We start from the raw sequence: 5,661 nt of genomic DNA, 5'->3' as shown, positions 1-5,661 counted from the left end.
TTTTTCTTTAAGTACAGTAGTATTGTTAACGCTTGTGGAAACGGTGGAAAACCCCTTCCTTGCCTGCAATGACGCGGAAGTAGCCTGTGGACATTAAGTGGAAGAATCTACTCAGCATTGAGGATGCATTGTGTATGGATATTTATGCATTTACTCAATTCCACACCTTTTGAATATTCATGCACTTAACGTCCACACGAACGCATGAGTTAAAGCACAGCTTATCCACACCCCGAAAATCCAGTGTTTCGAGTCGCTAAAATCCTTGAACCCAGGGCGAAACCCCCGCCCCGAAGCCTATAAAACACCTAGTCAAGGCGCAAAATAAGCTACGGGACGGGGACAACAGCACGTCTAGCCGGCGGCGCGCTGCTCCTGGCGAATCAAATTCGTCAGCTCAGTCACCTGATTGAAAATCGTCTGACGCTCCGCCATCTGCGCACTCACCTTACGCACCGCGTGCATCACCGTCGTATGGTCACGGCCACCCAAATCGTTACCAATACGCGGCAGAGACATCTCGGTCAGCTCACGCAGAAGATACATCGCCACCTGACGCGCATTCGTGAGCGTACGGGTTCGAGACTTCGACTGCATATCCTCAATGGACACATCAAAATACTTCGCCACCGTCGCCAAAACCAGCGCCGACGTAATCTCCGCACCACCGGTATCAGAGAGCAAATCCTTCAGATAGGTCTCAGCCTCAGCCAGGGTGATGGGCTCCGGCGGCTTCTTCATCGAGGCGGCAGCGCTCGCACGAATCAGAGCGCCCTCCAACTCGCGAATATTGGCCGTGACATGGGAAGCAATGTATTCCATGACGTCATCGCGCACCGGCAAAATCTCGTTCTGAGCCTTCTTGCGCAGAATCGCGATACGAGTCTCCAGCTCCGGAGGTTGCACATCCACATTCAGACCCGAACCGAAACGCGAACGCATACGCTCAGCAAAACCGGTTAGCTGCTTCGGCGGCAAGTCAGAGGTAATCACAATCTGCTTCTGGTGGTTGTACAGGGCGTTGAACGTATGGAAGAACTCCTCCATCGTCGCCTCTTTGCCCGCCAAAAACTGGATATCGTCAATCAGAAGAACATCAACATTGCGGTAAATCTGCTTGAACGACGAACCCTCATCGTCACGAATCGAGTTAATGAAGTCATTCGTGAACTCCTCAGAATTCACGTAGCGAACCCGCAAATTCGGGTACAGGTACTTGGTGTAGTGGCCGATCGCGTGCAGCAGATGGGTCTTACCCAGGCCCGAACCGCCGTAGATGAACAGCGGGTTGTAGACAATGCCGGGCTGCTCTGCCACCGCGAAAGCGCTCGCGTGCGCAAAGCGGTTGGACTGGCCAATCACGAAGGTGTCGAAGGTGTAGTTCGGGTTCAGTCGGGCAGAGCTATCCCAAGTCGGCGCGTTTTCCGGGTCTTCATGCGGATGCACCTGCTGAGCCTGCGGTACCGCCGGGGCGTCCGGAACGAAAGAGGGCGCCGCCGGGTATTCACGAGGCGCCGGCACACCCGCAGTAGGAGCCGCCGGAGCGGGCTGCTGTGCGGAGGGGAATCCGGCACGCTCCGCCTCCAGAGCATGCAGGGAGGGGCGGGTGACCTGCTCATCTGCAGGTACCTCGTACTGGTCGGGGCCCGGATGCGGCTCCGTGTAGTACTCAAAGGCACGCGAGCCGGCGGGTGCCTCATGATGCGCAGAAGCCGCCGCAGCCGACGGGACGGGCTGGTGCTCGACAGGCACCTCGCGCTCACCGTGGAAAACGTCCTGACTTGTAGGTTCAACAGGAATCATCGACTCATTCACATCGAAAAGCGCGGTGGTCGACGGGCCAAAAGCCTCGTGCAGAGCTGCACGGAACGAAGCACTAATCTGCTCCTCGAAGACCGCGCGAGTGAGCTTATTCGGCACCTCAATGATGAGGCGAGAAGAACCCATCAGTCCCTGAGGCTGCGCAAGATTCACGAAACCACGTTGACGTGCCGTCACCGCCGGATCGGCGGCAAGAATGGAGAGCAGATGCGCCCAGCGCGCCTGAAGGGAGTCGGTCATGGAATTCTTTACTTTCACTCGATGTGAAGCGGTGGTGCAGTAAAGAAATCATGCCGGAAACCACCGCGAGGTCATTAAGATTCTACCCGCTTAATACACAGGGAGAGAAAGTTATCCACAAGAGTTTTCCACACGGTGGAAAACTTGTAATTACAGAAGTGGATAAGCGGTGGATTTAAGTGCATAATGAGGCGTCTTCCCTGATATTTAGCGGAACAACCTAGAGGTCCACGGGTGTGGATAACTTGGCGACGGCAGGAGAATAAGGAGGGGTATACACCGCGGTGGATATCGTGCCGCCATGAATATCCCCAGGTTTGCGCTCCATGAGTTGGCGATCTCTCCACACCCTAGTACCAGCCGCAACCACCGCCTCCACAGCGCTTCCACACCACAAACGAGCCCGGAATCACGCGGAAAAAAGCGTCAAGAACTTGATTTACGCCCTCCACTCTTCTAAAGTTGTGCTGTTGTGTGTGCACCGCCTACTGCGAATAGTCGCGGTACCTCCGTGCACCAAGAAGCGTACGGTTCCGATACCCCGTGAGGGCACGAACCGCAAAAATCAAGGAGACAAAGTATGAGCAAGCGTACTTTCCAGCCGAACAACCGCCGTCGCGCCAAGAAGCACGGCTTCCGTCTGCGTATGCGTACCCGTGCAGGCCGCGCGATTCTGTCGAACCGCCGCGGTAAGGGCCGCGCAAAGCTCTCGGCCTAATCACGGCATATAGTTCGCCCGCCGATGCACACGCATCGGCGGGCGAACTATCATTAAGCGTGAAATACACGCGGAGATCAGCTTGCCACACGAGCCGAATCTCCCACACTACGTAAAGGGGAACACGTGCTGCCTCAACGGCACCGTATGCGCACCAGCGCTGAATTCTCCCACGCCTTCCGTTCCGGCATCCGTACAGGACGTCGGAACATCGTTGTATCTACGGCGAAAAATCCTGGAAAAACAACCCAGGTAGGTTTCATTGTGTCGAAGGCGGTGGGCAACGCAGTCACACGCAACCTGGTCAAGCGCCGGTTGCGTGAACTTGCCGCGTTCACTTGCGCCGCGCATCCGGAAGGCTACGCCATTGCGGTGCGAGCGCTTCCCGCCTCCGCGAACGCCAGCTGGGATCAGCTGCGTCGCGACTACGAATCGGCACTGGAGGCTGCTTTCGCCAAGCTCGATTTGCCTCAGAGCAAGGAGAAGCCGTGAGTCGTCCCCAGCGGGAGCGTTGCGAAGAACGCTTCCACGCGCATCACAGCGGCACCTATAGCGCTTCTGCCGAGACTCTGGGCCCCGACGAGCTGCTGGCGCTAGCACCTAACGAATTCGTGAGGCCTGAAACTTTCCTGCAAGCACTCTACGTTCTACCGCAGAACCTGCTGATTGCGTGCATGAAGGCCTACCGCAAGGTCGTCTCCCCCCTCTACGGGGACGTGTGCCGCTACTACCCGACCTGCTCAGCCTACGCCCTGGAGGCGCTGACCACCCACGGTGCGATGGGCGGGCTTTCCCTGACGGTGCGCCGTATTCTGCGGTGCGTTCCCTGGGCGACCGGAGGTATCGACCCAGTCCCGGCGGGGAAGCGTACTTTCGCTCCCGGAGCAGAACCGAAAATTATTCTGCTCAATCACCCCCATCTTTACACCCCTCACACCGGTGGTGACGCCCGCCCTGAGTAGGCGGCGCCTCCCACACAATGACTTAGCCGAGTCCTTAAGGAGTATTCCCGCGTGAATATTTTTGATTTGATTCTTTGGCCGTTTAAATGGATCGTCTCCGTGGTCCTGTGGCTGTTCCACACTCTTTTCACCTCGCTGGGCATGGACCCGGCATCCGGCATGACTTGGGTTCTGTGCATTATCTTCCTGACCCTGGTGATGCGTACCCTGACCATTCCGCTGTTCGTCAAGCAGATTAAGGCTATGCGCGGCATGACCGCGATGCAGGGCGATATGGCGAAGCTGCAGGAGAAGTACAAGGGCAAGAAGGACCAGCTCTCCCGCCAGGCTATGGCTCAGGAGCAGATGGAAATGTACCGTAAGCACGGTACGAACCCCTTCGCCTCCTGCCTGCCGATTCTGGCTCAGATGCCGATCTTCTTCGGTCTGTACCAGGTGCTGATGGGCGTTCCTACCGCAGCGCAGAACAATGAGAGTGTGCTCATGCTGCCGGCCGAGCTGGTACACCAGTTCAATGATTCGCAGATTTTTGGTGCTCAGCTGTTCGCGACCATGCTGCACCCGGGCGCTGGCGATGCTACCGCGACCATTGTTCAGGCGGTCATCATGATTGTTCTGATGAGTGCGACCCAGTTCTACATCCAGAAGCAGCTGAGCGTGAAGAACATGTCGGAGGCGGCTCTGAACTCTCCGATGTTCCGTCAGCAGCAGATGATCATGTACATCTTCCCGATCATCTTCGCTGTTTCCGGTATTAACTTCCCGCTGGGTGTTATGTACTACTGGACCGTGTCGAACCTCTGGTCGCTGGGCCAGCAGTGGTGGGTTATCCGCAATAACCCGACCCCCGGTTCTCAGGCGGAGCGTGAGCTGAATGCTCGCCGTGCGGCGAAGGGTCTGCCTCCGGTGGGTAAGACCCGCGAGCAGCACGAGAAGGATCTGCAGGAGGCTCGTGAGCGTGCCGCTGCGGGTCAGCGTAAGCAGCCGGTCAGCAAGAAGCGCCAGAAGCAGCAACGCAATAAGCAGAACGGAAAGAAGTAGTTTTCTTCCGTGATTCGGGCCGGGTTCTCGCCATGTGTGGCGTGAGCCCGGCGCCGTGTATGAGATACTTTTTACCCCTAGGACACCCCTCCGAACATCCCGAGGATTATTGTGACTGAAGCTATGGAATATGAGGACGAGCAGCTCGTTGAGGAGCAGCTGGTAGAGGAGCCCCTTGAGGGCGAAGAAGACGATTTTGAGGACATCGACGAGGAAGGCGATATTGCCGCTGACTACCTCGAGGAGCTCCTCGATATTGTCGATATGGACGGCGACATTGATATTGAGGTGCGCAATAACCGCATCTACCTGTCGGTCGTCAATGACGATGATGACAATGAGGAACTGCGCCACCTGGTTGGTCGCCACGGCGAGGTTCTGGAGGCTCTGCAGGAGCTGGTGCGCCTCTCCGTCCTGGCTGGTAACGGCACCCGTTCCCGCCTGATTCTGGACATCGCTGGTTACCGTGCTGAGCGTCGTGAGCAGCTGGAGAAGATCGCAGCTGAGGCGATTGAGAAGGTGCGCGCGACCGGTCGTGATGAGCACATGAAGCCGCTGAGCCCGTACGAGCGTAAGGTCGTGCACGATGTGGTGGCTGCTGCTGGCTTGTACAGTGAGTCTGAGGGCGAGGGGCCCCGCCGTCACGTGGTGATTTCTCTTCCCGAGGTAGGAGCCTAGTATGGAGACTTCGATGGTCGCTCTCAACGAGAGTGAGCGCGCCGCCGCGGAGACTGTGTTCGGTGAGCGTCTGCCTCTGGCGGAGCGCTACGTGCAGCACCTGGCGACGACCGGTATTGAGCGTGGTCTGATTGGTCCGCGTGAGGTGCCGCGCCTGTGGGCTCGCCACGTGCTGAACTGTGCCGTGGTGCAGGAGTACAT

At 57.4% G+C, this 5,661-nt stretch carries 7 protein-coding genes; 6 read left to right on the top strand and 1 reads right to left on the bottom strand.

What is annotated here, in order from left to right:
- Window positions 1–354: 354 nt before the first annotated feature.
- Window positions 355–2,061 (bottom strand): chromosomal replication initiator protein DnaA, encoded by a 1,707-nt coding sequence (gene dnaA, locus Q0216_RS05240; RefSeq protein WP_298593523.1) that lies wholly within the window; start codon window positions 2,059–2,061, stop codon window positions 355–357.
- Between the two features lie 580 nt (window positions 2,062–2,641).
- Here dnaA and rpmH point away from each other — a divergent pair.
- From rpmH to Q0216_RS05210, 6 genes are all read left to right on the top strand, one after another.
- Window positions 2,642–2,779: a 50S ribosomal protein L34 gene (gene rpmH, locus Q0216_RS05235; protein WP_049332235.1), complete on the top strand. Its 138-nt coding sequence runs from the start codon at window positions 2,642–2,644 to the stop codon at window positions 2,777–2,779.
- 126 nt (window positions 2,780–2,905) lie between these two features.
- A complete protein-coding gene (gene rnpA / locus Q0216_RS05230; protein ID WP_298593520.1) occupies window positions 2,906–3,271 on the top strand; it encodes a ribonuclease P protein component in 366 nt (121 codons plus the stop codon).
- Window positions 3,268–3,741, top strand: a complete 474-nt coding sequence (yidD, locus tag Q0216_RS05225) for a membrane protein insertion efficiency factor YidD (protein ID WP_298593519.1) — start codon at window positions 3,268–3,270, stop codon at window positions 3,739–3,741. Before rnpA ends, yidD begins: the two co-directional genes overlap by 4 nt.
- 51 nt (window positions 3,742–3,792) lie before the next feature.
- Window positions 3,793–4,782, top strand: a complete 990-nt coding sequence (gene yidC / locus Q0216_RS05220) for a membrane protein insertase YidC (protein WP_298593517.1) — start codon at window positions 3,793–3,795, stop codon at window positions 4,780–4,782.
- Window positions 4,783–4,893: 111 nt separating this feature from the next.
- Window positions 4,894–5,460: a R3H domain-containing nucleic acid-binding protein gene (locus Q0216_RS05215; RefSeq protein WP_298593516.1), complete on the top strand. Its 567-nt coding sequence runs from the start codon at window positions 4,894–4,896 to the stop codon at window positions 5,458–5,460.
- Between the two features lies 1 nt (window position 5,461).
- The coding region (locus Q0216_RS05210) for an RsmG family class I SAM-dependent methyltransferase (protein ID WP_298593515.1) at window positions 5,462–5,661 on the top strand (200 nt) is incomplete at its 3' end.

Source organism: uncultured Rothia sp. (assembly GCF_937976295.1).
Classification (GTDB): domain Bacteria; phylum Actinomycetota; class Actinomycetes; order Actinomycetales; family Micrococcaceae; genus Rothia.
The sequence above is the reverse complement of the archived record's forward strand: the minus strand, read 5'-3'. Positions and strand labels throughout refer to the sequence as shown.